General features: G+C 39.8%; 1 protein-coding gene. It reads left to right on the plus strand.

What is annotated here, in order from left to right; translation table 11 throughout:
- Nucleotides 1-361 precede the first annotated feature (361 nt).
- Nucleotides 362-1,140: helix-turn-helix transcriptional regulator (locus BCT81_RS12155; protein WP_133152611.1), on the plus strand; the 779-nt coding region annotated here is incomplete at its 3' end.

The following is a 1,140-nucleotide window of genomic DNA, read 5'->3' on the forward strand; positions in this document are numbered from 1 at the left end:
TAGCGAGTCACCAACAATAATGAGATCGACATAAGGATCCATTAGTTGCGTTATGTTTTTTGTATAGGCAGTAAGTGACACTATTCGCCCTTTTCCTTTCATGCTTTTTATCTTAGCGGTTGTGATTTTTGTTTTTGAGGTATGTGTACTCACAATATTTTCCTTTAAACGGTTTTTTGTTTGAGTGATAAAGAGCCCGGAACCACTCCAATTTAGATGTTTTTTCCAAATAAGATAGGAGTCAATGTGACTAGGATGATTGGTTATCTTATTGTTTTATATGGTAATGTAATGCGAGTTCGGTTCTGGTAGCGCCTAGATTAGTGGAGTAACTAATGGAGGCGGTATCGAAAATGTGTCAATGAATAGAGAATATTTATCAATAATGATTTCAACCTATCCACCTTCGAAAGAGTCATTTGAAAACTTATGCAGCGAATGCAAAGTTGTCGTGCGTTCAATTCCCAAAGGGGTAAATGTTCAGGCACACAGCCATGCATGGGTTCAGTTGCTTTATGCGAAAGAGGGTGCGTTGTTTTTGTATTTAGACAGTTCCAAGGAGAGGATGCTTGTGTCTCCTCAGCAGGGAGTATTGATTCCGGCTGGCGTTAAACATTCGGTGGGAATGTTGAGTAACGTAGAACTTGTTAGTCTTTACATGCCTTCAGAGATCTTTGATTTTTGCCCAGTCAAAGTTCGGCTTGTGGAGATCAATCCGTTTTTAAAATCGCTGTTAATTGAGATGGAAAGAACACCAAAAAGTAATGATGAGGCTGGCCAAAAGTTACTCGCTGATTTGGTTTTTCACCGTCTGAAAAGCGCTAAGCGGCTGTTTACTAGCGCTCCTATGCCGCATGATAGACGCGTGCTTCAATGCATATCTTCCGTAGGGGTTAAGTCAATATGTAGTATGGAAAAGCGTGAGTTTGCATTGCTTTCAAACGTTTCAGAAAGCACATTGTCAAGAATTATACGTATTGACACTAACTTGAGTTATCGACAATGGAAAAGTCAGCTCGTCGTTCATGTCGCTATTGACGAAATGCTAAAGGGTAAAAGTGTTAGCGGGATTTCCTCTGAGCTAGGTTATGATTCCCCATCATCATTTATTCACATGTTTAAGATGATGACAGGAAGAAG

Origin of the sequence: Vibrio sp. 10N.261.52.A1, assembly GCF_002876325.1 — a bacterium.
GTDB classification, from domain to species: domain Bacteria; phylum Pseudomonadota; class Gammaproteobacteria; order Enterobacterales; family Vibrionaceae; genus Vibrio; species Vibrio chagasii.